Annotated in this window: 20 protein-coding genes and 1 pseudogene; 11 read left to right on the top strand and 10 right to left on the bottom strand. The window is 70.9% G+C overall.

Annotation, left to right across the window (positions count from 1 at the left end):
- Positions 1-33 precede the first annotated feature (33 nt).
- Positions 34-249 (top strand): dodecin, encoded by a 216-nt coding sequence (locus L0P92_RS09090; RefSeq protein ID WP_234762005.1) that lies wholly within the window; start codon positions 34-36, stop codon positions 247-249.
- A 59-nt stretch (positions 250-308) separates the two neighbouring features.
- Here L0P92_RS09090 and L0P92_RS09085 read toward each other — a convergent pair whose 3' ends face one another.
- A complete protein-coding gene (locus L0P92_RS09085; RefSeq protein WP_234762004.1) occupies positions 309-800 on the bottom strand; it encodes a phosphatase domain-containing protein in 492 nt (163 codons plus the stop codon).
- 98 nt (positions 801-898) lie between these two features.
- On the opposite strand from L0P92_RS09085, the gene L0P92_RS09080 reads away from it, so the two are divergent.
- From L0P92_RS09080 to L0P92_RS09050, 7 genes are all read left to right on the top strand, one after another.
- Complete coding sequence (locus L0P92_RS09080) at positions 899-2,125, top strand: right-handed parallel beta-helix repeat-containing protein (RefSeq protein WP_234762003.1); 1,227 nt, start codon at positions 899-901, stop codon at positions 2,123-2,125.
- Positions 2,126-2,360: 235 nt separating this feature from the next.
- A complete protein-coding gene (locus tag L0P92_RS09075; protein ID WP_234762002.1) occupies positions 2,361-2,810 on the top strand; it encodes a DUF485 domain-containing protein in 450 nt (149 codons plus the stop codon).
- Entirely contained in the window at positions 2,804-4,420 is a 1,617-nt protein-coding gene (locus tag L0P92_RS09070) for a solute symporter family protein (protein WP_234762001.1), read from the top strand. The genes L0P92_RS09075 and L0P92_RS09070 overlap by 7 nt, the downstream gene beginning before the upstream one ends.
- Before the next feature lie 14 nt (positions 4,421-4,434).
- Positions 4,435-4,842, top strand: a complete 408-nt coding sequence (locus L0P92_RS09065; RefSeq protein WP_234762000.1) for a (2Fe-2S) ferredoxin domain-containing protein — start codon at positions 4,435-4,437, stop codon at positions 4,840-4,842.
- Between the two features lie 109 nt (positions 4,843-4,951).
- Positions 4,952-5,122 (top strand): 50S ribosomal protein L32, encoded by a 171-nt coding sequence (gene rpmF, locus L0P92_RS09060; protein ID WP_062716000.1) that lies wholly within the window; start codon positions 4,952-4,954, stop codon positions 5,120-5,122.
- A gap of 6 nt (positions 5,123-5,128) precedes the next feature.
- On the top strand, positions 5,129-6,301 hold the full coding sequence (locus L0P92_RS09055; RefSeq protein WP_234761999.1) for a GTP-binding protein: 1,173 nt from the start codon (positions 5,129-5,131) through the stop codon (positions 6,299-6,301).
- 34 nt (positions 6,302-6,335) lie between these two features.
- Positions 6,336-7,334, top strand: a complete 999-nt coding sequence (locus L0P92_RS09050; protein WP_234761998.1) for an LLM class flavin-dependent oxidoreductase — start codon at positions 6,336-6,338, stop codon at positions 7,332-7,334.
- A gap of 25 nt (positions 7,335-7,359) precedes the next feature.
- Here L0P92_RS09050 and L0P92_RS09045 read toward each other — a convergent pair whose 3' ends face one another.
- The gene (locus L0P92_RS09045; RefSeq protein WP_234761997.1) at positions 7,360-8,676 is read right to left on the bottom strand and encodes a phytase; all 1,317 of its coding nucleotides are present in this window, start codon (positions 8,674-8,676) and stop codon (positions 7,360-7,362) included.
- 127 nt (positions 8,677-8,803) lie between these two features.
- On the opposite strand from L0P92_RS09045, the gene L0P92_RS09040 reads away from it, so the two are divergent.
- Both L0P92_RS09040 and L0P92_RS09035 read left to right on the top strand, forming a co-directional pair.
- Positions 8,804-11,140: an ATP-binding cassette domain-containing protein gene (locus tag L0P92_RS09040; RefSeq protein WP_234761996.1), complete on the top strand. Its 2,337-nt coding sequence runs from the start codon at positions 8,804-8,806 to the stop codon at positions 11,138-11,140.
- 177 nt (positions 11,141-11,317) lie between these two features.
- Positions 11,318-12,064 carry a hypothetical protein gene (locus tag L0P92_RS09035; protein ID WP_234761995.1) on the top strand — a complete coding sequence of 249 codons (747 nt, stop codon included), beginning with the start codon at positions 11,318-11,320 and terminating at the stop codon, positions 12,062-12,064.
- A gap of 249 nt (positions 12,065-12,313) precedes the next feature.
- Here the strand turns inward: L0P92_RS09035 and L0P92_RS09030 are convergent.
- From L0P92_RS09030 to L0P92_RS09010, 5 genes and pseudogenes are all read right to left on the bottom strand, one after another.
- Positions 12,314-12,883: pseudogene (locus L0P92_RS09030) on the bottom strand (lysophospholipid acyltransferase family protein); the annotation flags it as partial.
- A 14-nt stretch (positions 12,884-12,897) separates the two neighbouring features.
- On the bottom strand, positions 12,898-13,668 hold the full coding sequence (locus L0P92_RS09025) for a GNAT family N-acetyltransferase (RefSeq protein WP_234761994.1): 771 nt from the start codon (positions 13,666-13,668) through the stop codon (positions 12,898-12,900).
- Positions 13,669-13,959: 291 nt separating this feature from the next.
- Positions 13,960-14,706 (bottom strand): succinate dehydrogenase/fumarate reductase iron-sulfur subunit, encoded by a 747-nt coding sequence (locus L0P92_RS09020; protein ID WP_234761993.1) that lies wholly within the window; start codon positions 14,704-14,706, stop codon positions 13,960-13,962.
- On the bottom strand, positions 14,703-16,652 hold the full coding sequence (locus L0P92_RS09015; RefSeq protein ID WP_234761992.1) for a fumarate reductase/succinate dehydrogenase flavoprotein subunit: 1,950 nt from the start codon (positions 16,650-16,652) through the stop codon (positions 14,703-14,705). The genes L0P92_RS09020 and L0P92_RS09015 overlap by 4 nt, the downstream gene beginning before the upstream one ends.
- A gap of 1 nt (position 16,653) precedes the next feature.
- Complete coding sequence (locus L0P92_RS09010; protein WP_234761991.1) at positions 16,654-17,325, bottom strand: succinate dehydrogenase; 672 nt, start codon at positions 17,323-17,325, stop codon at positions 16,654-16,656.
- A 131-nt stretch (positions 17,326-17,456) separates the two neighbouring features.
- Between L0P92_RS09010 and L0P92_RS09005 the strand changes: the two genes are divergently transcribed.
- A complete protein-coding gene (locus L0P92_RS09005) occupies positions 17,457-18,341 on the top strand; it encodes a LysR family transcriptional regulator (protein WP_234761990.1) in 885 nt (294 codons plus the stop codon).
- Between the two features lie 124 nt (positions 18,342-18,465).
- Here L0P92_RS09005 and L0P92_RS09000 read toward each other — a convergent pair whose 3' ends face one another.
- The 3 genes from L0P92_RS09000 to L0P92_RS08990 all read right to left on the bottom strand — a co-directional run bounded on the left by L0P92_RS09000 (position 18,466) and on the right by L0P92_RS08990 (position 22,779).
- The gene (locus L0P92_RS09000; protein WP_234761989.1) at positions 18,466-20,601 is read right to left on the bottom strand and encodes a putative bifunctional diguanylate cyclase/phosphodiesterase; all 2,136 of its coding nucleotides are present in this window, start codon (positions 20,599-20,601) and stop codon (positions 18,466-18,468) included.
- Positions 20,598-21,410 carry an SAM-dependent methyltransferase gene (locus tag L0P92_RS08995; protein ID WP_234761988.1) on the bottom strand — a complete coding sequence of 271 codons (813 nt, stop codon included), beginning with the start codon at positions 21,408-21,410 and terminating at the stop codon, positions 20,598-20,600. The genes L0P92_RS09000 and L0P92_RS08995 overlap by 4 nt, the downstream gene beginning before the upstream one ends.
- A gap of 376 nt (positions 21,411-21,786) precedes the next feature.
- Entirely contained in the window at positions 21,787-22,779 is a 993-nt protein-coding gene (locus L0P92_RS08990) for an SCO0930 family lipoprotein (protein WP_234761987.1), read from the bottom strand.
- Positions 22,780-23,016 lie beyond the last annotated feature (237 nt).

The following is a 23,016-nucleotide window of genomic DNA, read 5'->3' as shown; positions in this document are numbered from 1 at the left end:
CGGTGGAGTGACGCGTGTGAGAGGAGCACCCACATGTCGAACCACACCTACCGGGTCACCGATATCGTCGGCACCTCGCCGGAGGGCGTGGACCAGGCCATCCGCAACGGTATCGAGCGCGCCTCCCAGACCCTGCGCAACCTGGACTGGTTCGAGGTGACCGAGGTACGCGGCCAGCTCGAAGAGGGGCAGATCGCGCACTGGCAGGTGACCATGAAGGTCGGCTTCCGCCTGGAGGAGTCCGGGTGAGCCCCGGGCAGTCCGGGTAGCACGCCGGGCACGGTCTCAGGCCGTCAGGCCTTCGGCCCTCAGGTCCGCCCCTCCCGCTCCTGCGCCTCCTGCAGCGCGGCGGACGGGGCGGTCCAGCGGGCCCGTACGACGGTGAAACCGGCCCGTTCGGCGTCCTCGCAGACCAGCTCGTCGTCGTCCACCAGGACCCGGATCTCCCTGGTGCGGGCGAGGCGGTGCAGGATCTCCAGCTTGGTGCGCCGGGCGGGCCGTCGGTCGTCGTTGCGCCGCATGTACACACGCCCCTCGGGCAGACCCTGCGCGGCGAGCCACGCCAGCGTGTCCCGCCGGCAGCGCTCGGGCCGCCCGGTGAGATAGCGGACCTCGCACTCCTTCGCGCTCTCCAGCACCAGCGCGATGCCCTCCGCGAGCGGCGGGTCCTGCGGCGCGGCCGCGAAGAACCCGTTCCAGTCCCGCGGCCTGTCGTCGAGGAAGTGCTGCCGGTGTGCCGTGTCGGCGAGGGTGTTGTCCAGGTCGAACACGGCGAGCGGGCGTGTGTTGTCGTCGGTCACCCACTCACCCTAGACGGGCCCCGCACCCCGGCAACCTCCGCGCGCCGGGCGGCCACTGCTGTGCGACACGGCACGCGGACGACAGGCGGGAGGCCCCGATGGGCGGCACGGCGAGCGGCATGCGGCGTACGGCGATCCGGACGGCGGTGGCGGTGGTGAGCGCGGCGCTGGTGACGGTGCTGGTTCCGGCGGGTGCGGCGTCCGCCGCGACCACGCTGGTCGTGGCGACCGACGGGAACGACTCGGCGCCGGGCACTCTGGCCCAGCCGCTGCGGACCATCCAGCGGGCCGTGGATCTGGCCCGGCCGGGCGACGTCATCGCCGTACGCGGCGGCACGTACGCCCTCACCGACAACATCACCATCACCGCCTCGGGCACCGCCTCCCAGCCCATCTCCCTAGGCGCCTATCAGGGCGAGCGCGTGGTCGTGGACGGCGAGCGGCTGCCCGCCAGTCACACGCCGGTCGGCGGCAGCATCCCCCGGGCCGAGCGCGGGGCGATCCACATGGAGGCCTCGCACTGGCGGATCTCCGGTCTGGAGCTGGTGAACGGACCGTACGGGATCTATTGCGACGGCTGCGACAGCAACGTTTTCTCCAGGATTTCCACACACGACAACTACGAATCAGGTTTCCAGCTCCAGGGTTCCTCCAGCGACAACCAGATCCTCGACCTGGACAGTTACGGCAACCGCGACCCGCGCAAGAACGGTGAGAGTGCCGACGGACTGGCCATCAAGGAAGGCAGCGGAACCGGAAATGTGGTGCGGGGCGCCCGATTGTGGAACAACGTGGACGACGGGTTCGACGTCTGGAAGTTCGCCTCGCCGATTCTGATCGAGAACACGATCACGTACGGCAACGGCTTCAACCGCTGGAACTTCCCGGACTTCGCGGGTGACGGCAACGGCTTCAAGATGGGAGGCGGAACCCCGGCACCGGCGGTCGGGCACACCCTGCGCAACTCGATCGCGTTCAAGAACGCCGCGCACGGCGTCACGGACAACGGCAATCCCGGCGCGCAGACCCTGACCCGCAACACGACCTGGGCCAACGCCGGTACCGGCTTCGACGCCGACGTCACGGGCGGCACCGCCACCCTGACCGCGAACTTGTCGGTCGCCGACGGTCGTGCGGCGGCCGTCGGCCCGGGGACGACCGCCACCGGCAACTCCTGGAACCTGGGCGGCACTTGGAATGCCTCCTCGGTGCTCAGCACCGACCCGGGCGCCCTCACGGGCCCGCGCTCCGCCGACGGCTCACTGCCGAAGGCGCCGGCCTTCCTCGTGCCCCGCAACGGCGCTGCCGTGGGCGCCCGGTTCTGAACCGGTCGGCCGGGCTGCCCCTGTGCATCATATTTGAGACAGCCTGGCCGAAAAAATGGTCACGAGGGACATGAACGCGCCACCGGAGCAGGGTAATTCACCTCCGCGGTTGATTGTTCAAAGAGGCCGCTGACATACTCCGGCTTCCGGCTTTTCGCCGTCGCCTGCCCCGTCCCCCCACCAGCCCGCACCCACCAGTGCGTGTTCGGCATGACGCAGCAAAGAAGGTGCGCCTGTGCCCGATTTTTCACCATGGCACGACAATTCGCTCACATACAGCCCGCCCAATACCGAACCCGCGCCATCGCGACGCATATCCGAAGATCCCGAATTTCACTCCCTGCGCCGCACCCAACGCCGGTTCGGTGTGCGCGCGACGCTTCTCTCGGTAGGCGGATTCCTCCTGTACGTCCTGCTGTCGCACTCGTTTCCCGGCCTGATGAACCAGCGCCTGCTCGGTAACCTCACGCTCGGTCTCGCCCTGGGGCTCGGCCAGTTCGTCGTGATGGGCGTGACCGCCTGGTGCTACGTCCGGCACATGCGCACCCGGGTCGACCCGCTCGCCCGCGGCCTGGAATCACGGCTGCACCAGCACGAAGCCCATGCGCACCGCGCCGCCGCGCCGAACGGCGAGGCCGGCCAGGTCTTCCGGCCCGGCGACTCCAGGGGGTTCCGCACGTGGTGACCGTGTCCGAAGGCATCGTCGACAGGTTCAGCCTGAACCTGACGTTCGTGCTGTTCCTGTCGGTGGTCGTGGTCACCCTGTTCATGGCCCTGCTGACGGCCCCTCAGCGCGACGAGATCAGCGAGTTCTACCTCGGCAACCGCACCATGTCGCCGCTGCGCAACGGCCTCGCCATGTGCGGCGACTACCTGTCGGCCGCGACCCTGCTGGGCAGCACCGGACTGGTCGCCCTGACCGGGTACGACGGGCTGCTGTACCTCGGCGGCACGGTCGTCGCCTGGATGATGGTGCTGCTCCTCATCGCCGAACCCCTGCGCCGCGCGGGCAAGTACACCCTCGGCGACACACTGGCCCTGCGCCTGACCCGGCTGCAACGACCGGCCAGGCTCGCCCTCGCCGTGTGCACCCTCGCCATCACGACCCTCTACCTGGTGGCCCAACTCGTCGGCAGCATGGCCCTGTTGACGCAGTTCACCGGCGAGCCCAGCGCCGCGACCCGCACCCTGTGCGTGATCGTGATCGGCACCATCGTCATCGTGTACGCGGCCATCGGCGGCGCGCCCGGCGCCACCGTCATCCAGATCATCAAGGCCGTGATGCTCATCGCGGGCGTGACGGTCACCGCGGTCATGGTGCTGCACCACTACGACTGGAACCCGAACGCCCTGCTCTCCGCCGCCGCGAACCACAGCGGCACCGGCACCCAGTTCCTCGAACCCGGACTGCGCTACGGCGTCAGCACCACCAGCAAGCTCGACTTCTTCAGCCTGGAACTGGCGATCGTGCTGGGCCTGGCGGCACTCCCCCACGTCCTGATGCGCCTGCTCGCCCCGCGCAAGGTCGACGTCCTGCGCTCCTCCCTGGTGTGGGCGGTGGGCCTGGTCGGCCTCGTCTGCCTCGCGGCCGGCGTCCTCGGCCTGGGCGCCACGGCCGTCGTCGGCCGCGAGACCATCGCGGAGACGGACCACAAGGGCGACGCCGCGGTCCTGCTCCTCGCAGGCGCCCTCGGCGGCGGCATCCTCACCGCCCTGCTGTCCTGCCTCGCCTTCGTCACCCTGCTCGCCGTCGCGGCCGGCCTCACCCTCGCCGCCGCCTCGTCCCTCGCCCACGACCTGTACGGCGAGGTGATCCGCAAGGGTCGCGCGAGCGAGACCGAGGAACTCATGGTGGCCCGGCTGTCCGCGGCCGTCATCGGCGTCCTCGCCATGATGCTCGCCCTCGTCTCGTGGGGCGCCAACACCGCGACCCTCGCCTTTCTCGCCTTCGCCATCGCGGCGTCCGCGATCCTGCCGACGATCGTGTACACCCTCTTCTGGCGCCGCTTCACCGGCGAGGGGGCGCTGCTCAGCCTCTGGGGCGGCCTGGTCTGCTCGGTCCTGCTGGTGTTGTTCTCCCCCGTGGTCTCCTCCACGTCGGGCTCGTTCTACCCGGACGCCGACTTCGCCTGGTTCCCGCTGCAGAACCCCGGCATCGTCTCCATCCCGGCCGGATTCTTCCTCGGCTGGCTGGGCACGGTGCTGAGCGAGCGACAGGGCGCCCAGGAGGATGCCGCCTACGAGGAGTTCGAGGTCCGCATGCTGGTGGGTGCGGGCGAGGGCGCCAAGGAGTAGGACATGCTTTCGTCATGTCTGCTCGTACGTTCCTGATCGGCGCCGCCCGTGAGCGCCCGTGCACCCTCGTCGTCTGCCGGGGCTGCTGCTGCGGTGACCCCCGCAAGCACCCCGGCACCGACCACGCCTGGCAGCTGGAGCGCCTGCGCGCCGCCGGCTCCGAGCACGGCTTCCAGGTCCGTACGACCGACTGCCTGGGTCCCTGCGACCAGGCCAACGTGATCGTGGTCCAGCCGTCGGCCGCGGGACGCCGGGCCGGCGGCCGGGCCACGTGGGTGGGGTTCGCGATGGACGACGACTGCACGGAGGAGATCGTGCAGTGGGCGGCCGCCGGCGGCCCGGGTCTCGCCCCGCCGCCCGTCACCCTGGAGCTCCAGTTCATCCAGCCGCCACGGGACGCCCGGGTGCGCTCCCGCCGCTGACTCCGCGGCCGGACAACGGCAGTACACGGCAATACGACGGCACCACAATTGTTAATGGGATCCATTTTCATGTAGCGTCCTCGGTGTTCACCCACCGAGGAGGTCCGTCATGGCTGTCCCCAAGCGGAAGATGTCCCGCAGCAACACCCGCCACCGCCGCGCCCAATGGAAGGCGAGCACCCCGCAGCTCGTCCCCGTCACCGTCGACGGCGTCAGCCACCTCGTGCCGCAGCACCTGGTGAAGGCGTACGAGCGCGGGCTGCTGCGCCCCGAGGGCTGACCGGGGATGCCGTACGACCGTCGTCTGCCCGTCACCGTCCTGTCCGGCTTCCTCGGGGCCGGCAAGACGACCCTGCTCAACCATGTCCTCGGCAACCGCGAAGGCCTGCGTGTCGCGGTGATCGTCAACGACATGAGCGAGGTCAACATCGACGCCGCCCTGGTGCGCGGCGGCGAGGCCGCCCTGTCGCGGACCGAGGAGCGCCTGGTCGAGATGACCAACGGCTGCATCTGCTGCACCCTGCGCGACGACCTCCTGGAGGAGGTCGACCGGCTCGCCCGCGAAGGCCGCTTCGACCATCTCCTCATCGAGTCGTCCGGCATCTCCGAACCCATGCCGGTCGCCGCCACCTTCGCCTTCGCCCGCGACGACGGCGCCACCCTCGGCGACCTCGCCCTCCTGGACACCATGGTCACGGTCGTCGACGCCGCCAATTTCCTTACCGAGCTGGACAGCGGCGACGAACTCGCCGAACGCGGCCTCGACCAGTACGAGGACGACGAGCGCACCGTCAGCGACCTCCTCGTCGACCAGGTCGAGTTCGCGGACGTCATCGTCCTCAACAAGCTCGACCTGGTGGACGCGGTGACGGCGGACCGGCTCCGGGCGGCACTGCGCCGGCTCAACCCCACCGCGCGGCTCGTCGACGCCGTACAGGGACAAGTGCCGCTCCAAGAGGTGCTCGGTACGCGCCTGTTCGACCTGGAGCGGGCCCAGCAGGCGCCCGGCTGGGTGCGGGAGCTGAACGGCGACCACGTGCCGGAGACCGAGGAGTACGGCATCTCCTCCACGGTGTTCCGCTCCGAGGCGCCCTTCCACCCCGGGCGGCTGTGGACCTTCGTCACGGAAGAGCTCGACAGCGGCACGTACGGGAAGGTGCTGCGCTCCAAGGGGTTCTTCACCCTGGCCAGCCGTCCGCGGGTGACCGGGCTGTGGTCGCAGGCCGGTTCCGTCGCCCGATTCGAGCCCAGTGCCGCACGGGACGACGACGCGCCGTACGCGCAGGAGCTGGTCTTCATCGGCACGCACCTGCGGGCACCGGCACTCCGGGCCGCCCTGACCCGATGCCTGCTGGCGGACGGCGAGCACGTCCCGGCCGCCGATCCGTTCCCGGCCTGGGACACGTACGGCATCGACGACACCTGCGATCACGAGCACGAGGCCGCGCTCCAGCTCTAGGGAATCCCCTGGGCGCCACGGTGTTGAACCTCGTATGAGTTCCGTGATCGCGCAGACCCGCTTCTCCGTCCTGGACCGCTCCCGCACCCGGGAGGGGCACACGACCGCCGAGGCACTGCGTGACACGGTGACGCTGGCGCGAGAGCTGGAGACGCTCGGCTACCACCGTGTGTGGGTCTCGGAGCACCACGGCGTGCCCGGTGTCGCCGGTTCCGCGCCGACCGTGCTGGCCGCCGCCGTCGCGTCCGCGACCCGCCGTATCCGGGTCGGGACCGGCGGCGTGATGCTGCCCAACCACCAACCGCTGGTCGTGGCCGAGCAGTTCGGGGTGCTGGAGTCGCTCTTCCCGGGGCGTATCGACATGGGGCTGGGGCGTTCGGTCGGCTTCACCGACGGGGTGCGCCGGGCGCTCGGGCGGGACAAGGGGGACGCGGAGGACTTCGCGGCGCAGATCCAGGAGCTGCTCGGCTGGTTCCGTGGCACCTCGTCGACGGGGGTGCACGCGCGTCCCGCCGAGGGTCTGGCGGTGCCGCCGTTCGTGCTGGCCATGGGCGAGGGAGCGGACATCGCGGCCCGCGCGGGTCTGCCGATGGTCATCGGTGACCTGAGGAACAGGGAGAAGATGCGGCGCGGGATCGATCACTACCGCGACCGCTTCGAGCCCTCCTTCTGGGCCGATGAACCGTACGTCGTGATCTCCGGCACGATCGCGGTGGCCGGTACGCCCGAGGAGGCCCGGCGGCTGCTCGTGCCCGAGGCCTGGTCGATGGCGCACTCGCGCACACACGGCACGTTCCCGCCGCTGCCGCCCGCCGAACGCGTCGAGGCGCTCACCATGAGCGACAAGGAGCGTGGCTTCTACGAGGGCGGTCTCGCCGGGCACATCGCCGGGACTCAGGAGCAGGTGGCGCACGAGCTGGAGACGGTGCTGAAGGAGACGGGAGCGCAGGAGGTGCTGGTCACGACCAGTACGTACGACCGCGCGGCCCTCTTGGACTCCTACCGCGGGCTCGCCCGGATCGTCAGCGCCTGATCCGGGCGAGATCGCGGCCGGTGGCTCAGTCCGGGTCGCGCGGGTCGAAGGACCCGGTGTCGATCGTCAGCGGCTTCGGGAACGCGCCCGCCACCGACTCCCAGCCCGTGAACTTGAAGTCGGTGCCCTCCCGTTCCCCGTCCGCCGGCGTCGCCTCACCGTCGTGGGTGACGAGCAGGCCCTTGGGGAAGGAGCGGCCGAGCGGGACGTTGAGCACGGCGGCACCGTCGGAGTGCTGCACACCGTCGGTGGCGGCGCTGTCGGTGACCGCGAAGGAGCCGAGGTAGGCGTTGCGGCCCTGGCGCTCGTACACGGCGAAGGTGTTGTCGCCCTGGCTGGAGGCGAGCAGGTATCCCTTGCCGTCGGCGGCGTGGTAGATCGCCGCGCCCTCCGCGTCGGCGCTCAGGTGCTCACCGCCGAAGCCCGGGTCGTGGGCGGTGTCGACGACGCACTCCTCTTCCTCGGCGTCGTACGTCCACGGCGTGCCGTACTCCCGCACCCGGTCGATCAGCCTCGGCCGCCCGAACTCCTCGTCGTCGAGGTCGACCCGCCACAGCCCGACGTCCTCCTGGGCGGCGTACAGGACGTGCTCCTCCTGGTCGACGACCATGCCCTCGACCTGCGCGTGGTCGCCGGGGTCGGCGCACGGCGTCCAGCTCGTGCCGTTCGGCAGCGTGAAGGAGGCGGGCAGGTCGAGGGTGTCCTCGGCCCGGTAGCCGACGCGGCCGCCCCGGTCCTCCAGCCGCAGCAGCCGTACGCGGGTCTCCGAGCGGCGCGACACCACGGCGTAGGCGTTCTCGTCGTCGCTGAAGGCGGCCAGGCCGTAGGCGGTGCGCTGGTCGTCGACCTCGGTCTCGCTCGCGGAGAAGACCGGCGCGGCGTCGGCCGCCGTGACGTCCTTCAGCGGGGGCCTGCCCGCGGCCACGGCGGCCGGGTCGATGGCGTAGGCCCGGATGCGGTCCCGGCCGCGGTCGCTGACCAGGGCCAGGTCGGTCTTACGGCCGCCCAGTTCGAAGCCGTAGACGACGTCGACGTTGTTGAAGCGGCCGGGGGCGGCGTCCTCGCCGGGGGCCGCGGGGGCGGGGATGTGCTGGAGCCGGCTGCCGTCGAGGCCGTAGACGTCGAGGCCGGCCTCCTTGAGGGTGCCGATCACGAGGCTGCGGCCCGGGTGGCGGGGGTCGACCCAGACGGCCGGGTCGTCGGCGTCGGCGTTGCCGCCCGCTTCGTCGTCGTGGACGGCGGGGGTCTCCACGCGTGCGGAGACGGAGACCGGCTGCCGGGCGGACGCGCCCGTGACCATCAGCAGCGCGGCGGTGAGAGTGCTCAGAGCTGAGGCGCTCACGATACTCCTCGGTAGGAAGAGAGACTGGCGAGACGGTAAGGGCGGCCGGTGTGGGTGAGCCGACGGCTTCGTGAACACCAGGTGGCTCGGACAGACGTACGCCCGGTTCGCATACAATCTGGTCCTTATGTACTCCCCGCAAGATCCGTACGTCCATGTCCGTGGCGCCCGTGAACACAACCTCAAGGGCGTGGACGTCGACATCCCGCGGGACGTGTTGACCGTGTTCACAGGCGTCTCGGGCTCCGGGAAGTCGTCGCTCGCCTTCGGCACGATCTACGCCGAGGCCCAGCGCCGCTACTTCGAGTCCGTCGCACCGTACGCACGCAGGCTGATCCACCAGGTCGGCGCGCCGAAGGTCGGCGAGATCAGCGGACTTCCGCCCGCGGTGTCGCTCCAGCAGCGCCGCTCGGCGCCGACGTCGCGCTCCTCCGTCGGCACGGTCACCAACCTCTCCAACTCGCTGCGGATGCTGTTCTCCCGCGCGGGCGCCTACCCGCCGGGCGCCGGGCGGCTCGACTCGGACGCCTTCTCGCCGAACACGGCGGCCGGGGCGTGCCCGCAGTGCCACGGGCTCGGGCAGGTGCACCGTACGTCCGAGGAGTTGCTGGTCCCCGACCCGTCGCTGTCGATCCGGGAGGGCGCGATTGCCGCGTGGCCGGGGGCGTGGCAGGGCAAGAACCTGCGCGACATCCTCGACGCGCTCGGCCACGACGTCGACCGGCCCTGGCGCGAACTGCCCGCCGAGCAGCGCGAGTGGATCCTGTTCACCGACGAGCAGCCGGTCGTCACCGTCCACCCGGTGCGCGACGCCGACCGCATCCAACGGCCGTACCAGGGCACGTACATGAGCGCCCACCGGTACGTCATGAAGACGTTCTCCGACTCCAAGAGCCCGGCTCTCAGGGCCAGGGCGGAGCGCTTCCTCGCCGCCGCGCCCTGCCCGGCGTGCGGCGGCAGCCGGCTGCGGCCCGAGGCGCTGGCGGTGACCTTCGCGGGCCGGACGATCGCCGAGCTGGCCGCGCTGCCGCTCACCGAGCTGGCGGGCACCCTGGACGGCGAGGCCGCGTCGGAGACGGCCCGTGTCCTGACCGAGGACCTCCGGTCCCGTATCGCGCCCGTCGTCGAGCTCGGCCTCGGCTATCTCAGCCTCGACCGGGCCACGCCGACGCTGTCGGCGGGCGAACTGCAACGCCTGCGGCTCGCGACCCAGCTGCGGTCCGGGCTCTTCGGTGTCGTGTACGTCCTCGACGAGCCGTCCGCGGGACTGCACCCGGCGGACACGGAGGCGCTGCTGACGGTGCTGGCGCGGCTGAAGGCGGCCGGGAACACGGTGTTCGTGGTCGAGCACCACCTGGACGTCATGCGGGGCGCCGACTGGCTGGTCGACGTGGGTCCGCGCGCGGGTGAGCACGGTGGGCAGGTGCTGCACAGCGGGCCGGTGGCGGAGCTGGCGACGGTCGCGGAGTCGGCGACGGCCCGCTTCCTCTTCGACGACTCCCCCGCCGCTGTACGCCAAGTGCGTGCCTCGCACGGCCAGTTGAAGGTCGGCCCGGTCACCCGGCACAACCTGCGCGGGGTGACCGCCGAGTTCCCGCTCGGCGCGTTCACGGCCGTCACCGGTGTCTCCGGCTCGGGCAAGTCCACGCTCATCGGCGAGATCACCGGCGACCTGGCGGGGGTCGGGCGCCTGGTCGCGGTCGACCAGAAGCCCATCGGCCGCACCCCGCGCTCCAACCTCGCCACCTACACCGGTCTCTTCGACGTCGTACGCAAGGTGTTCGCGGCCACCGACGAGGCACGGGAGCGCGGTTACGGCGTCGGACGCTTCTCCTTCAATGTCGCGGGAGGACGCTGCGAGACCTGCCAGGGCGAGGGCTTCGTCAGCGTGGAGCTGCTGTTCCTGCCGAGCACCTACGCGCCGTGCCCGGACTGCGGCGGGGCCCGCTACAACCCCGAGACGCTCCAAGTGGCCTACCGGGGGCGGAACATCGCGCAGGTACTGGACTTCACAGTCGAGGCGGCCGCGGACTTCTTCGCGGACACCCCGGCCGTGGCCCGCAGTCTCGCCACCCTGCTGGACGTCGGCCTCGGCTATCTGCGGCTCGGGCAGCCGGCGACCGAGCTGTCCGGTGGTGAGGCCCAGCGGATCAAGCTGGCGAGCGAGCTGCAGCGCGCTCGTCGCGGCCACACCCTGTACCTCCTCGACGAGCCGACGACCGGCCTGCACCCGGCCGACGTGGAGGTGCTGATGCAACAGTTGCACGGGCTCGTCGACGCCGGGCACACCGTGGTCGTGGTCGAGCACGACATGTCCGTCGTCGCGGGCGCGGACTGGGTGATCGACCTCGGGCCGGGCGGCGGGGACGCGGGCGGGCGGATCGTGGCGGCGGGCCGGCCGGCGGAGGTGGCGCGTGCGAAGGGGAGTGCCACGGCGCCGTATCTGGCCCGTGCGATGCGCTGATCCGACGGGCGTGACGTCCGGAAACTCCCTTGAGGGCCGGGCGGTTGCCGCTCGTAGAATCGCCGCGTGCGTTGATCCTCCGCGCGGCGGCGCGTGCCGTCGCGGACCGTGCGGGCGCCCGGATGTTCCGTGGCTGCCCAGGCAGGCATACCCGTCACCGTCCCACGGAGATCAAGCATGACAGCGCAGCATGCGCGCCGGCACCTGACCTACGACGCGTTCGTCGCCCTCGCCACGGCCGACCCCGCCGTCGTCGGCCTCGTCCTGAAGGGCTCGCGAGCCCATGACGGCATGGCCACCGAGCACTCCGACCACGATCTGTACGTCGTCCTCGCGGACGGCGCGGGGACGGACCTGCGTCGCCTCACCGGCCATCGCACGGCCCGGCTTGATCTGGTGATCGTGTCTCTCGCCGAGTTCCGGGCGGCCGGAATGCCCGGCTTCGAGCGGTACGCCCTCGCCCGGGCCCGGGTCGTGCTCGACCGGCTGGACGGCGGGATCGCGGAGATCCTCGCCGTCAAGGCGCGTCTCTGCGCCGACGAGGCGTTCCGGACGGCCGGCCGATGGCTCGACGCGTACGCCAACTCGCTCTACCGCTCGGTCAAGAACGACCGCGACGGCGAGCCGCTCGCCGCCCGGCTCGACGCCGCCGACAGCATGGGCCACCTGCTGGAGCTGCTCTTCGCCCTGGACCGGCGGCCCCGCCCGTACAACAAGTACCTACGCTGGGAGCTCGCCCGCCACCCGCTGCCGGGCTGGGACGGCGCCGCCCTGCTGCGGGACGTGGACCGTGTCTCCGCGAGCGGCGATGTGGTGGTCCAGCGGCGGCTGTTCGCCCTGGTGGAGGCCGCGGCCCGCCGCGCGGGACACGGGGCGGTGCTGGACGGCTGGGGTGAGGATCTGCGGCTGATGCGACCCCGGTAGCGTAGAGCGTTCGGCGGCTCGGGCCAGCTCACGGCGGTCGGTGTGACGCCCCGGCGCGATGACCTCCCGCACCTCGACGTCGGCGACCAGCTCACGTGCCCGCACCACCCGCCACACCGAGGTGAGCAGCGCGTCCTCGCCGACGAAGGCGGCCGCCGTGCTGGGCGCGCCCTTAGTCAGCCCGTACCGCAGGCGTACCGGCTGGACGGGGACGTCCGCGTCGAGGGCCGCCTGGAAGGCCGCCCGGCGGAAGCGGCCCTGGGACCGGCCGCACCAGGTGCTGCCTTCGGGGAAGACGGCGACCGCCTGTCCGGCCCGCAGCGCCTCGGCGATCCGGGCCACCGTGTCGGGCAGGGCACGGATCCGGTCCCGGTCGATGAACAGGGCGCCGCTGCGGGCGGTCAGCCACCCCGCGACGGGCCAGTCCCGGATCTCCGACTTGGCGAGCATCCGGGCGGGGCGGACGGCGGCGAGCAGCGGGATGTCCAGCCAGGAGACGTGGTTGGCGACGAGCAGCAGCCCGCCGTCGGGCGCGGCGCTCCCCTCGATCCGTGCCCGGACCCCCGCGGCCCGCACGATCCAGCCGCACCAGCGCCGGATCAGTGCCGCCGGTATCCGCGCACTCAGCGGACTGGCCACGAACCCGACGACCAGCAGGGCCAGAACCGCCGTGAGCCGCAGCACGGCCAGGGGTACGGCTCTGACGCGCCCTCGGCCGCCCACGCACGCCTGCGGGGTGCAGGGCGCGTGGGGCCGCCAGAGGTTCGGCGCCTCGACGGGGTGGATCCGATGCACGGCACCGAGCGAGTGGGTGGTCATGGCGGCCACGTCCGTCACGCCGGGACGAGGGAGAGGAAGTGCCGCAGATAGCGCGGGTTGACCCGCCGCATCGACAGCAGCACATACAGGTCGGCGACCCCGAACTCCGGGTCGTGCGCGGGCTCGCCGCAGACGAAGGCGCCGAGGCGGAGGTAGCCGCGCAGCAGGGCCGGGAGTTCGGTGCGGGTGACGGGGGCCGGGGCGGTCGGCTGCCAGGGCCGCAGCGGTCGTACCCGGTACTCCTCAGGGGCCAGGTGCTTGGCCCGCACCCGGTCCCAGGTCCCGGCCGCGAGCGTGCCGCCGTCGGCCAGCGGGATCGAGCAGCAGCCGGCCAGCCACTCGTGGCCGCGGTCGACCATGTACCGGGCGATGCCGGCCCAGATCAGGCTGATGACGGCGCCGTCGCGGTGGTCGGGGTGCACGCAGGAGCGGCCGACCTCCACCAGGTCGGGGCGCAGGGCGTCGATCCGGCCGAGGTCGAACTCGCCCTCGGAGTACAGCCGCCCGGCGACCGCTGCGCGCTCCGGCGGCAGCAGCCGGTAGGTGCCCACGACCTGCCCGGACACCTCCTCGCGCACCAGCAGATGGTCGCAGTACGCGTCGAAGGCGTCGATGTCGTGACCCGGCTGCGGGGTGGCCAGCAGGGCCCCCATCTCACCGGCGAAGACATCGTGCCGCAGCCGCTGGGCGGCGCGCACGTCCTCCTCGTTCCGGGCGAGGCCGACGGTGTAGCGGGTGGGTGCCGCGGGCTGCGGAGGACGGTCGACGGTCAGTACGCCGGTCATGGCTTACTCCTGGTCACGGGCCGGGGACGGCGAGCGGTGTGAGGTGCCGCCCCTGTTCTTCCGATGCCGGTTGGCGTCCGCGTGACCTGTGCCAGGAGAGTTGATGTGCGGAGGTTGAACGCTTCGCTAGGCACGCCCCGAAAGGCGAGACGGGGCCGGGGAGCACCTCCCGACCCCGCCCGTCCGCACATGTCGGCGAACGTTCATTGCAGCGCCCCAAAGGGGCGCGGGGAACTGCGCGACAAGCCACGACGAACCCGCAGCCGCCGAACAACCGCCCCTGCTACGGCGCTACCGCTTCACCTTGCGCGCAGCCCGCAGCCACTCCTTGTTCATGCTCGTGATGGACATCAAAGGGATGCCCTTGGGGCAAGCAGTGGCGCACTCCCCCGTCAGCGTGCAGCCCCCGAAGCCCTCCTCGTCCATCTGCGCCACCATGTCCAGCACCCGGGTCTCCCGCTCAGGCGCACCCTGCGGCAGCACGTTCAAGTGGTTGACCTTGGCGGAAGTGAACAGCATCGCCGCCCCGTTGGGACAGGCAGCCACACACGCCCCGCACCCGATGCACTCGGCGTGCTCGAAGGCGAGGTCGGCATCCGGCTTCGGCACCGGCGTGGCATGCGCCTCAGGAGCCGCACCGGTGGGAGCGGTGATGTACCCCCCGGCCTGGATGATCCGGTCGAACGCCGACCGGTCGACGACCAGATCCTTGATCACCGGAAACGCGGACGCCCGCCACGGCTCGACATCGATCGTGTCGCCGTCCTTGAAGGACCGCATGTGCAGCTGACAGGTGGTCGTCCGCTCCGGCCCGTGCGCATCGCCGTTGATCACGAGCGAACACGCACCGCAGATCCCCTCACGGCAGTCGTGGTCGAACGCGACGGGGTCCTCACCGCGGAGGATGAGCTCCTCGTTGAGGGTGTCGAGCATCTCCAGGAACGACATGTCGGACGAGATGCCGTCCACCTCGTACGTGGACATGGCGCCTTCGGCGTCGGCGTTCTTCTGCCGCCAGACGCGCAGGGTGAGCTTCATGCGTAGCTCCGCTGGGTGGGGTGGACGTACTCGAAGACGAGGTCTTCCTTGTGCAGGACCGGAGCGGCGCCGGTCTCGGTGAACTCCCAGGCCGCCGCGTAGGCGAACTCGTCGTCCTTGCGGGCCGCCTCACCGTCAGGTGTCTGCGACTCCTCCCGGAAGTGGCCGCCGCAGGACTCGCCGCGGTGCAGTGCGTCGAGGCACATGAGCTCGGCGAGCTCCAGGTAGTCGACGACGCGGTTGGCCTTCTCCAGTGACTGGTTGAACTCCTCGCCGGTGCCGGGGACCTTGATGCGCCGCCAGAACTCCTCACGGATCTGCGGGATGCGCTCCAGTGCCTTGCGCAGGCCGGAGTCGGTGCGGGCCATCCCGCAGAACTCCCACATCAGCTCGCCGACCTCGCGGTGGAAGGAGTCGGGTGTGCGGTCGCCGTCGACGGACAGCAGCAGGTTGAGCCGGTCCTCGGTCTCCGCCAGCACCTCCTGTACGACGGGGTGTTCGGCGGTGACCTTCTCGTGGTGCGGATTGCGGGCGAGGTAGTCGTTGATGGTGGCCGGCAGCACGAAGTAGCCGTCGGCCAAGCCCTGCATCAGGGCCGAGGCACCCAGCCGGTTCGCCCCGTGGTCGGAGAAGTTGGCCTCGCCGACCGCGAACAGGCCCGGGATGGTGGTCTGCAGGTCGTAGTCGACCCACAGTCCGCCCATCGTGTAGTGCACGGCCGGATAGATCCGCATCGGCACCTCGTACGGATCCTCGTCGGTGATCCGCTGGTACATGTCGAAGAGGTTGCCGTACTTGGCCTCGACGGCCTTGCGGCCCATGCGCTTGATGGCGTCGGCGAAGTCGAGGTAGACGCCCTGTCCACCCGGCCCGACGCCCCGGCCCTCGTCGCAGACGTTCTTCGCGGCGCGGGAGGCGATGTCGCGCGGGACCAGGTTGCCGAAGGAGGGGTAGATGCGCTCCAGGTAGTAGTCGCGCTCGTCCTCGGGGATCTTGTTCGCGGGACGGTCGTCGCCTTTGGCCTTCGGGACCCAGATCCGGCCGTCGTTGCGCAGCGACTCGCTCATCAGCGTCAGCTTGGACTGGTGGTCGCCGGTGCGCGGGATGCAGGTGGGGTGGATCTGGGTGAAGCACGGGTTGGCGAAGTAGGCGCCGCGGCGATGGGCCCGCCAGACGGCCGTCGCGTTGGAGTTCATGGCGTTCGTCGACAGGTAGAAGACGTTGCCGTAGCCGCCGCTCGCCAGTACGACGGCGTCCGCGAAGTAGGTGTCGATGCGACCGGTGATCAGATCCCGGGCCACGATGCCGCGCGCCCGTCCGTCGACGACGATCAGGTCGAGCATCTCGGTACGCGGGTGCATCTCGATGTTGCCCGCCGCGATCTGCCGGCTGAGCGCCTGGTACGCGCCGAGGAGCAGCTGCTGGCCCGTCTGGCCGCGGGCGTAGAAGGTCCGGGAGACCTGGACGCCGCCGAAGGACCGGGTGTCGAGCAGGCCGCCGTACTCTCGGGCGAAGGGCACGCCCTGCGCGACGCACTGGTCGATGATCTCGACGGAGATCTGGGCGAGCCGGTGGACGTTGGACTCCCGGGCGCGGAAGTCGCCGCCCTTGACGGTGTCGTAGAACAGCCGGTGGATGGAGTCGCCGTCGTTGCGGTAGTTCTTCGCGGCGTTGATGCCGCCCTGCGCGGCGATGGAGTGGGCGCGGCGCGGGGAGTCCTGGTAGCAGAACTGGACGACGTGGTAGCCCTGTTCGGCTAGGGTGGCGCCGGCGGAGCCGCCGGCCAGGCCGGTCCCCACCACGATCACCGTGTGCTTGCGCCGGTTGGCGGGGTTGACCAGCTTGGCCTCGAAGCGGCGCTTGTCCCAGCGCTCGTTGACCGGGCCGGAGGGGGCCTTGGTGTCGGCGACCGGTTCGCCGGTCGTGTACTCGGCGTAGGTAGACATGTCAGCTCACCAATCCGGTCATGACGCCCACGGGCACGGCGATGAAACCGACCGTGAGCAGCAGCGCGAGGATGTCGGCCGTGGCCTTCAGGGCGCGGTCGCGGGTGCGGCTGCCGGCGCCGAGGGTCTGGGCGGCGCTCCAGAAGCCGTGCCGGATGTGCAGGCCGAGCGCGAGCATCGCCACGACGTAGATGACGTTGCCGTACCAGGTGGAGAAGGTGTCCACGACGTTCTGGTAGGGCCGGCCCTCCTGGAAGCCGCCGGAGTGCACGGTGCCGGTCGTCAGGTCGAGGATGTGCCAGACGATGAAGAGGCCGAGGATGATGCCGCCCCAGCGCATGGTGCGTGTGGCGTAGGAGGCGCGCGGCTTCTTGTGCACGTACTTGCTGGGGCGCGCCCTGATGTCGCGGCGGCTGAGCTGGTACGCGGAGGTGGCGTGCGCGACGACCGCGACGACCAGCACGATCCGGACGAGCCAGAGCGTCCACTCGTAGTGCATGAACGGCTCGCCGACGGTGCGCAGCCAGTGCGCGTAGTGGTTGAACTCTCCCGCCCCGAAGAAGATCTTCAGGTTTCCGATCATGTGGACGACCAGGTACAGCAGCATGATCAGTCCGCTGACCGCCATCACGGTCTTCTTGCCGACGGTGGAGTCCCACACCGTGCGTGCCATGGACGGCCGTCGATCCGTCCGCGTTGCCAGAGCCATGGAACAGGACGCTACGGCCGCCCGGCCTCATCGGTCCAAGACATGGTCCGGCTCGTTTCCATAGGCGTTCCCTATGTACGTCCTATGCTGGTCGTATGCAGTTCCAGCAGCTCCAGTACTTCGTGGCGGTCGCCGAGACCCGGCACTTCACCCGGGCCGCCGACCTGGTGCATGTCGCGCAGCCCTCGCTGTCGCAGCAGATCAAGGCGCTGGAGCGGGAGTTGGGCGCGGACCTGTTCCTGCGGGCGCGCGGCAACATCACGCTGACCGACGCCGGGGAGGCCCTCCTCCCGCTCGCCCGGCGCATCCTGGCCGACGCGGACACCGCACGGCACGAGGTGCAGGAGCTGGTGCAGCTGCGCCGGGGCCGGGTCAGGCTGGGCGCGACGCCGAGCCTGTGCACGGGCCTGCTCCCGGACGTGCTGCGGGCCTTCCACGACCGCTATCCCGGCATCCAGCTGCTGATCGAGGAGGGCGGCTCGCACGACCTCGTACGGGAGCTCGCCCGCGGCGCCCTCGACCTGGCCCTGGTCGTCCTGCCGCTCCCGACACCCTCCCCCGCGCTGACCACCGTCGAGCTGCTCCGCGAGGACCTGGTGGTCGTCTCCTCGCCGGAGGCGCCCCGGCCGGGCGGCGGCCGGCGCACCGTGCGCATCGCCGACCTGGAGGGCGAACGCCTGGTGATGTTCCGGCACGGCTACGACCTGCGCGAGCTGACCGTGGCCGCGTGTCGCTCCGCTGGGTTCGAGCCGGATTTCGCTGTGGAGGGCGGGGAGATGGACGCGGTGTTGGGGTTCGTGCGGGCGGGGCTCGGCGTGGCCGTCGTACCGCGCATGGTGGCGGCACGGTCGGGGCGGGGGCTGCGGGTCACCGCGCTGGCGCGGCCGGGGTTGCACCGGACGATCGCGCTGGCTCACCGCAGCGATGTGGCTCCGCCTCGGGCCGCGAGGGAGCTGCAGCGGATGTTGCTTGAGCGGTGAGGGCGCTTTGTGCCCGGTTGCGTCTGCCTGGATCGCGCCGTTGGGGGGTGCGGGTTCGCTGTGGCTGGTCGCGCAGTTCCCCGCGCCCCTTACGGGGCGCTGCACTCCCCCGGAACAGTCCTCCTCACCCCGTCGCGTCCACCAGTGCCAGCTCGTGCAGTCGGTCCGGTGGGCCCGGGCGGGCGTAGTACCAGCCCTGGGCGGTGTCGCAGCCCAGGATGCGCAGTTGCTCGGCCTGGGCGCCGGTCTCCACGCCCTCGACGGTGACCGCGAGGCTCAGGCTGTGGGCGAGGGAGACGATGCCCTCGACGATCTTCAGGTCGACGGGGTCGGCCGGGAACTGCTGCATGCTCTGGGTGAAGGAGCGGTCCAGCTTGAGGATGCTCACCGGCAGCCGACGCAGGTTGGCGAGGTTGGAGTAGCCGGTGCCGAAGTCGTCCAGGGCGATGTCGACGCCCATCTCGGCGAGCCGCCGCAGGGGCTTGAGCAGATCGTCGTCGGCGCCGATCAACGCCGACTCGGTGACCTCCAGGCAGAGCGCGTCGGGTGCCACGCCCGTGCGTTCCAGGATGTCCACCGTGTCCTGGACCAGCCCGGGGTGGGTGAGCTGGCAGGGCGAGAGGTTGACGTTGATGCGCAGAGGGCCGGAGTCGTCGTGGAGCTCTCGCCATTCGCGTGCCTGACGCACCGACTGCTCCAGGACCCAGCGGCCGAGCGGGACGATGAGTCCCGTGTGCTCGGCGAGCGGGATGAACCGGTCCGGGCCGAGGATGCCGTGCTGCGGGTGCAGCCAGCGCACCAGGGCCTCCGCGCCGCGCACACTGCCGTCGCCGAGGTGGACCAGCGGCTGGTACTCGATGAAGAACTCGCCGCGCTCCAGGGCCGCCGGGAGCGCCGTGGTCAGCCCGTGCCGGGTGATGGCGCGGGCGTCGGCCTCCGGGTCGGCGAGCTCGAAGCGGTTGCCGCCCGCCGACTTGGCCCGGTACATGGTGATGTCGGCGCTGCGCAGCACCTCCGCCGGGCTGCGCTCCCCGGCCGGCCCCTCGACGATGCCGATGCTGCCGCGCACGGTCAGTTCCCGGCCGTCGACGCTGATCGGGGCGATGAGCGCGTTCATGATGCGGGCGGCGAGCTCGTCGACCTCGCGCTCGGTGTCGGGGCCGGTGGTCAGCGCCACGAACTCGTCGCCGCCGAGGCGCGCGACCATCTCGCCGGGCGCGGTGGCGCAGGACTGGAGCCGGTCGGCGACCTCGACGAGCAGCCGGTCGCCGGCCGCGTGGCCGAGGCTGTCGTTGACGGTCTTGAAGCCGTCGAGGTCGAGGTAGCACAGGCCGAAGCGCTGGCCTTCGCCCGCGCCCAGTGCCTTCTCCAGGCGCTCGAAGAAGAAGGTGCGGTTGGGCAGCCCGGTGAGGGCGTCGTGCGTGGCCTCGTAGCGCAGCCGCAGATTGAGCAGCCGGCGCTCGGTGGTGTCCTCCATGAGGGCCAGCTGGTACTGCGGGTTGCCGTCGGGGTCGCGCAGCAGGGAGACCGTGAGGTTGGTCCACAGGACCGTTCCGTCAGGGCGGGAGAACGCCTTCTCCACGTGGTAGTGCTCGCGCTCGCCGCGGACGAGTTCCTCGTAGAGCTTCCAGGTCTGCGGCGCGTCCTCGGGGTGGGTCCACTGCATGACGTTGCGGCCCTGCATGGTCTGCTCGGAGACGCCGAACATCCTCAGCAGCGCGCCGTTGACCTGGAGGACGTTGCCCTCGAGGTCGGCGATGCCGATTCCTATCGCGGCGCCCTCGAAGACCGCGCGGAAGCGGGCCTCGGTGGCGTGCAGGGCCTGGGCCACCACGCCCTGCGCCTTGAGGGCGGCCGCGGAGATCGCCTCCTGCTCGGCCAGCGTCCGCTCACGCAGCGCCTGGGCGAACCCGGCGGCCATGGCGTGCTGCAGCCGCGCCGAGCGGGCCCGCTGGTCCTCCTGGTCGCCGTCGGTGCCGCAGTAGAGCACGAGGTAGGCGTCTACGCAGTCCAGCGAGCGGCTGAGGGCCTCGGGGTCGGTGCAGTGCGCGCCGACGAGGGCGGCGCCGACCGCCTTGCCCTCGTCCGCGTCGAAGGTCCTGGACCTGAGCGCCTCGCTCAACCGCCGGGCCAGCGGAAGCAGTTGCTCCTCGAACTCCGGCCGGGTCGACGACGTCGAGGTCACCGGGAAGACCGCCCGGCTCCAGATCGTCGCGAACCTGCGCAGTCTGTCCTCCGGCCCGTCCGGCCCCGCGCTCACGCCGTACGTCCCACGCCGGCGAACCCGGAGAAGGCCCACGGATCCTCGTCCTCCGGTGCGGTGTCCGGTCGCCAGAGCGGCATCGGCACCAGTCCGGGTTCCACCATGTCGTACCCCTCGAAGAACCGCGCGATGGTGTCGCGCGAGCGCATGATCAGCGGGTTGCGAATGTCCTTGTATACGTCGACGGTGCCCTTGGCCCGCTCCTCGGACAGCGGGATTCCCTCGTACGAGGCATGCGTGAGCACCAGCATGCTGCCGGGCGCGAGCGCGTCGCGCAGTTCGGCCACCACGCCGTACGGGTCGTCCTCGTCCTCCACGAAGTGCAGTATCGCAACGAGCAGCAGGGCCACCGGCCGGTTCAGGTCGATGAGGCGCTCGACCTCGGAACTGGCCAGGATCTCCCGGGGCTTGCGCAGGTCCGCGGCGACGATGTCGGCGCCGGTGTTGCCCGCCAGGACCGCCTGGCTGTGCGCGACGGCGACCGGGTCGTGGTCGACGTACACGACGCGTGCGTCGAGGCTGGCCGCCTGGGCCACCTCGTGGACGTTGCCGAAGGTCGGGATGCCGGAGCCGATGTCCAGGAACTGGGTGATGCCCTCGTCGAGCGCGAAGCGCACCGCGCGGCGCATGAACGCCCGGTTCGCCTGCATGATCTTGGGGAGTCCCGGCATGAACTCCATGGCCTTGCGGCCGGCTTCCCGGTCGACCTCGAAATTGTGCGAACCGCCCAGGTAGTAGTCGTAGATCCGCGAGACGCTGGGCACCGAGATGTCGATGCTCCGAGGGGCCCAGGCGGGACGCTCCATCTATCTCTCCATGGCGTAGGCGATCCGGTGTTCGAGCTGAGGCTACTGATCGCCTGCCAAAGGAGCGAGCGGAAACGGAAATTGACCATCCGTTCCCGGTCACTGCCTGTGGCACGTGCCGCATGGACGCCCCACGCACTCTTCACGAAAGCATGCGAAGCATTCCACAGAGTTGCGAACCATGGTGAAAGAGGGCGAGGAACCGCGGTGAATCACGGCAAACCGGTCCGCCCCCCGCGCGTGGAGCCGCGGGGGGCGGACCGGTGGGTCCGGCGCGCCGGCCGTTCGTCCGGCACTCTCGCTGTCCTCGTCCCTCCCTCCGCGGTTCGTGCGTGTTCGACTGGTGAGGCGATCAACCCTGGGGAGGTGTGATCTTCTACTGTTCCGGCGCGCCGACCGGCTTGCCGTCGGGGCGGATGGCGAACCAAGTGCCGCCGACGCCCTGACCGTTGGTGTCGCCGGGCTTCTTGTCACCGGCGAAGGTGTAGATCGGCACACAGTCGATGGTCTGCTGCTTCAGCCCGTCGGGCCGGTCGAAGACCACGTACCCCTGGCCCCTGGGACCGGACCCCTTCAGGTCGATGCCCTTGGTGTCCTTGGCGTCGACCGGCTCGATGACCGGCCACTTCTCCAGGCACTCGCCGGTGCAGGCCGTCTTCATCGGCCAGGGCGAGTCCTTCATGAAGCGGTAGACCGTGTGGCCGTTCTTGTCGATGACGATCTCGCCGAGCTTGGCGTCCTTGCGGGTGGACAGACCCGGCAGTCCGGCCGCCTCGGCCCCGCCCTCCGCGCCGCCCTGGGCCTTCTTGCCGTCGGGGGCGAGCGCGTACCAAGTGCCGCCCACGCCCTGGCCGTTGACGTCGCCGGCGTTGACGTCCTTCGCATAGCGGTACGCCGGCCAGCCGTCGACCGTCAGCTGCTTGGTGCCGTCGGAGCGGGTCACCGAGCCGAGCAGCTCCTTGTCGATGCCGGCGCCGGCCGTGGCGTCGTCCGCGGGGACCGGCGGCCACTTCGTGGCGCAGTCGCCGTCGCAGTTCGACTTCGGCGGATCCACGGTGTCCTTGTCGAAGCGGTAGAGCGTGATTCCGGCACTGTCGGTGAGGACCTTGCCGAGTTCCTGGTTGGTGGAGACGGACAGCTCGCCGGCCGAGCTCGGCTGCGTGGCGGCCTCCTGGCCCGCCGCGCCGGCGTCGTAACCGGATCCGTTGCCGAGGCCCGTACCGGCGGTTCCGTAGTCACCGGCCGCGGCCGTGGCACCCACGTTCTGGCTGCTCGCCGGCGGGGCGGTCTCCGAGCCGCATGCCGTCGTCAGCGCCGCCACCGCCACGGCGCTCACCACGAGCGAGGCGCTCCGCCACGAGGTCTTCATCGTCAACTCCCCATACTCACAAGGGTGTTGCAGCGCCCTGCTGCGCCGCCGCACGACAAGAGGTACGCACGACAGCCACGCTCGTGTTCAACGGGCGCACAAATTTCTTTCGGGAACCTGTGACGCCACCCGCGTCACACCTGTGAACTCCCGCGTCGCCCGTTCGGGGCAATCCGCTCACTCTGCGGCGTGTGCAAGCGCGCACTGGGCTCAGGATCTTCGTCGTGCATGGACTCG

This window comes from Streptomyces muensis (genome assembly GCF_021474425.1).
GTDB classification, from domain to species: Bacteria; Actinomycetota; Actinomycetes; order Streptomycetales; family Streptomycetaceae; genus Streptomyces; species Streptomyces muensis.
Note: the sequence above shows the minus strand (reverse complement) of the source record. Positions and strands in the feature narration are given on the sequence as shown.

Excerpts from the sequence above, each read along its gene's own strand:
- L0P92_RS08995 (WP_234761988.1), bottom strand. The coding sequence starts at position 21,410 with ATGGAGCGTCCCGCCTGGGCCCCTCGGAGCATCGACATCTCGGTGCCC.
- L0P92_RS09025 (WP_234761994.1), bottom strand. The coding sequence starts at position 13,668 with ATGACCGGCGTACTGACCGTCGACCGTCCTCCGCAGCCCGCGGCACCC.
- L0P92_RS09005 (WP_234761990.1), top strand. The coding sequence starts at position 17,457 with ATGCAGTTCCAGCAGCTCCAGTACTTCGTGGCGGTCGCCGAGACCCGG.
- L0P92_RS09020 (WP_234761993.1), bottom strand. The coding sequence starts at position 14,706 with ATGAAGCTCACCCTGCGCGTCTGGCGGCAGAAGAACGCCGACGCCGAA.
- L0P92_RS09015 (WP_234761992.1), bottom strand. The coding sequence starts at position 16,652 with ATGTCTACCTACGCCGAGTACACGACCGGCGAACCGGTCGCCGACACC.
- L0P92_RS09035 (WP_234761995.1), top strand. The coding sequence starts at position 11,318 with ATGACAGCGCAGCATGCGCGCCGGCACCTGACCTACGACGCGTTCGTC.
- rpmF (WP_062716000.1), top strand. The coding sequence starts at position 4,952 with ATGGCTGTCCCCAAGCGGAAGATGTCCCGCAGCAACACCCGCCACCGC.
- L0P92_RS09080 (WP_234762003.1), top strand. The coding sequence starts at position 899 with ATGGGCGGCACGGCGAGCGGCATGCGGCGTACGGCGATCCGGACGGCG.
- L0P92_RS09040 (WP_234761996.1), top strand. The coding sequence starts at position 8,804 with ATGTACTCCCCGCAAGATCCGTACGTCCATGTCCGTGGCGCCCGTGAA.
- L0P92_RS09010 (WP_234761991.1), bottom strand. The coding sequence starts at position 17,325 with ATGGCACGCACGGTGTGGGACTCCACCGTCGGCAAGAAGACCGTGATG.
- L0P92_RS09050 (WP_234761998.1), top strand. The coding sequence starts at position 6,336 with ATGAGTTCCGTGATCGCGCAGACCCGCTTCTCCGTCCTGGACCGCTCC.
- L0P92_RS09055 (WP_234761999.1), top strand. The coding sequence starts at position 5,129 with ATGCCGTACGACCGTCGTCTGCCCGTCACCGTCCTGTCCGGCTTCCTC.
- L0P92_RS08990 (WP_234761987.1), bottom strand. The coding sequence starts at position 22,779 with ATGAAGACCTCGTGGCGGAGCGCCTCGCTCGTGGTGAGCGCCGTGGCG.
- L0P92_RS09065 (WP_234762000.1), top strand. The coding sequence starts at position 4,435 with ATGTCTGCTCGTACGTTCCTGATCGGCGCCGCCCGTGAGCGCCCGTGC.
- L0P92_RS09090 (WP_234762005.1), top strand. The coding sequence starts at position 34 with ATGTCGAACCACACCTACCGGGTCACCGATATCGTCGGCACCTCGCCG.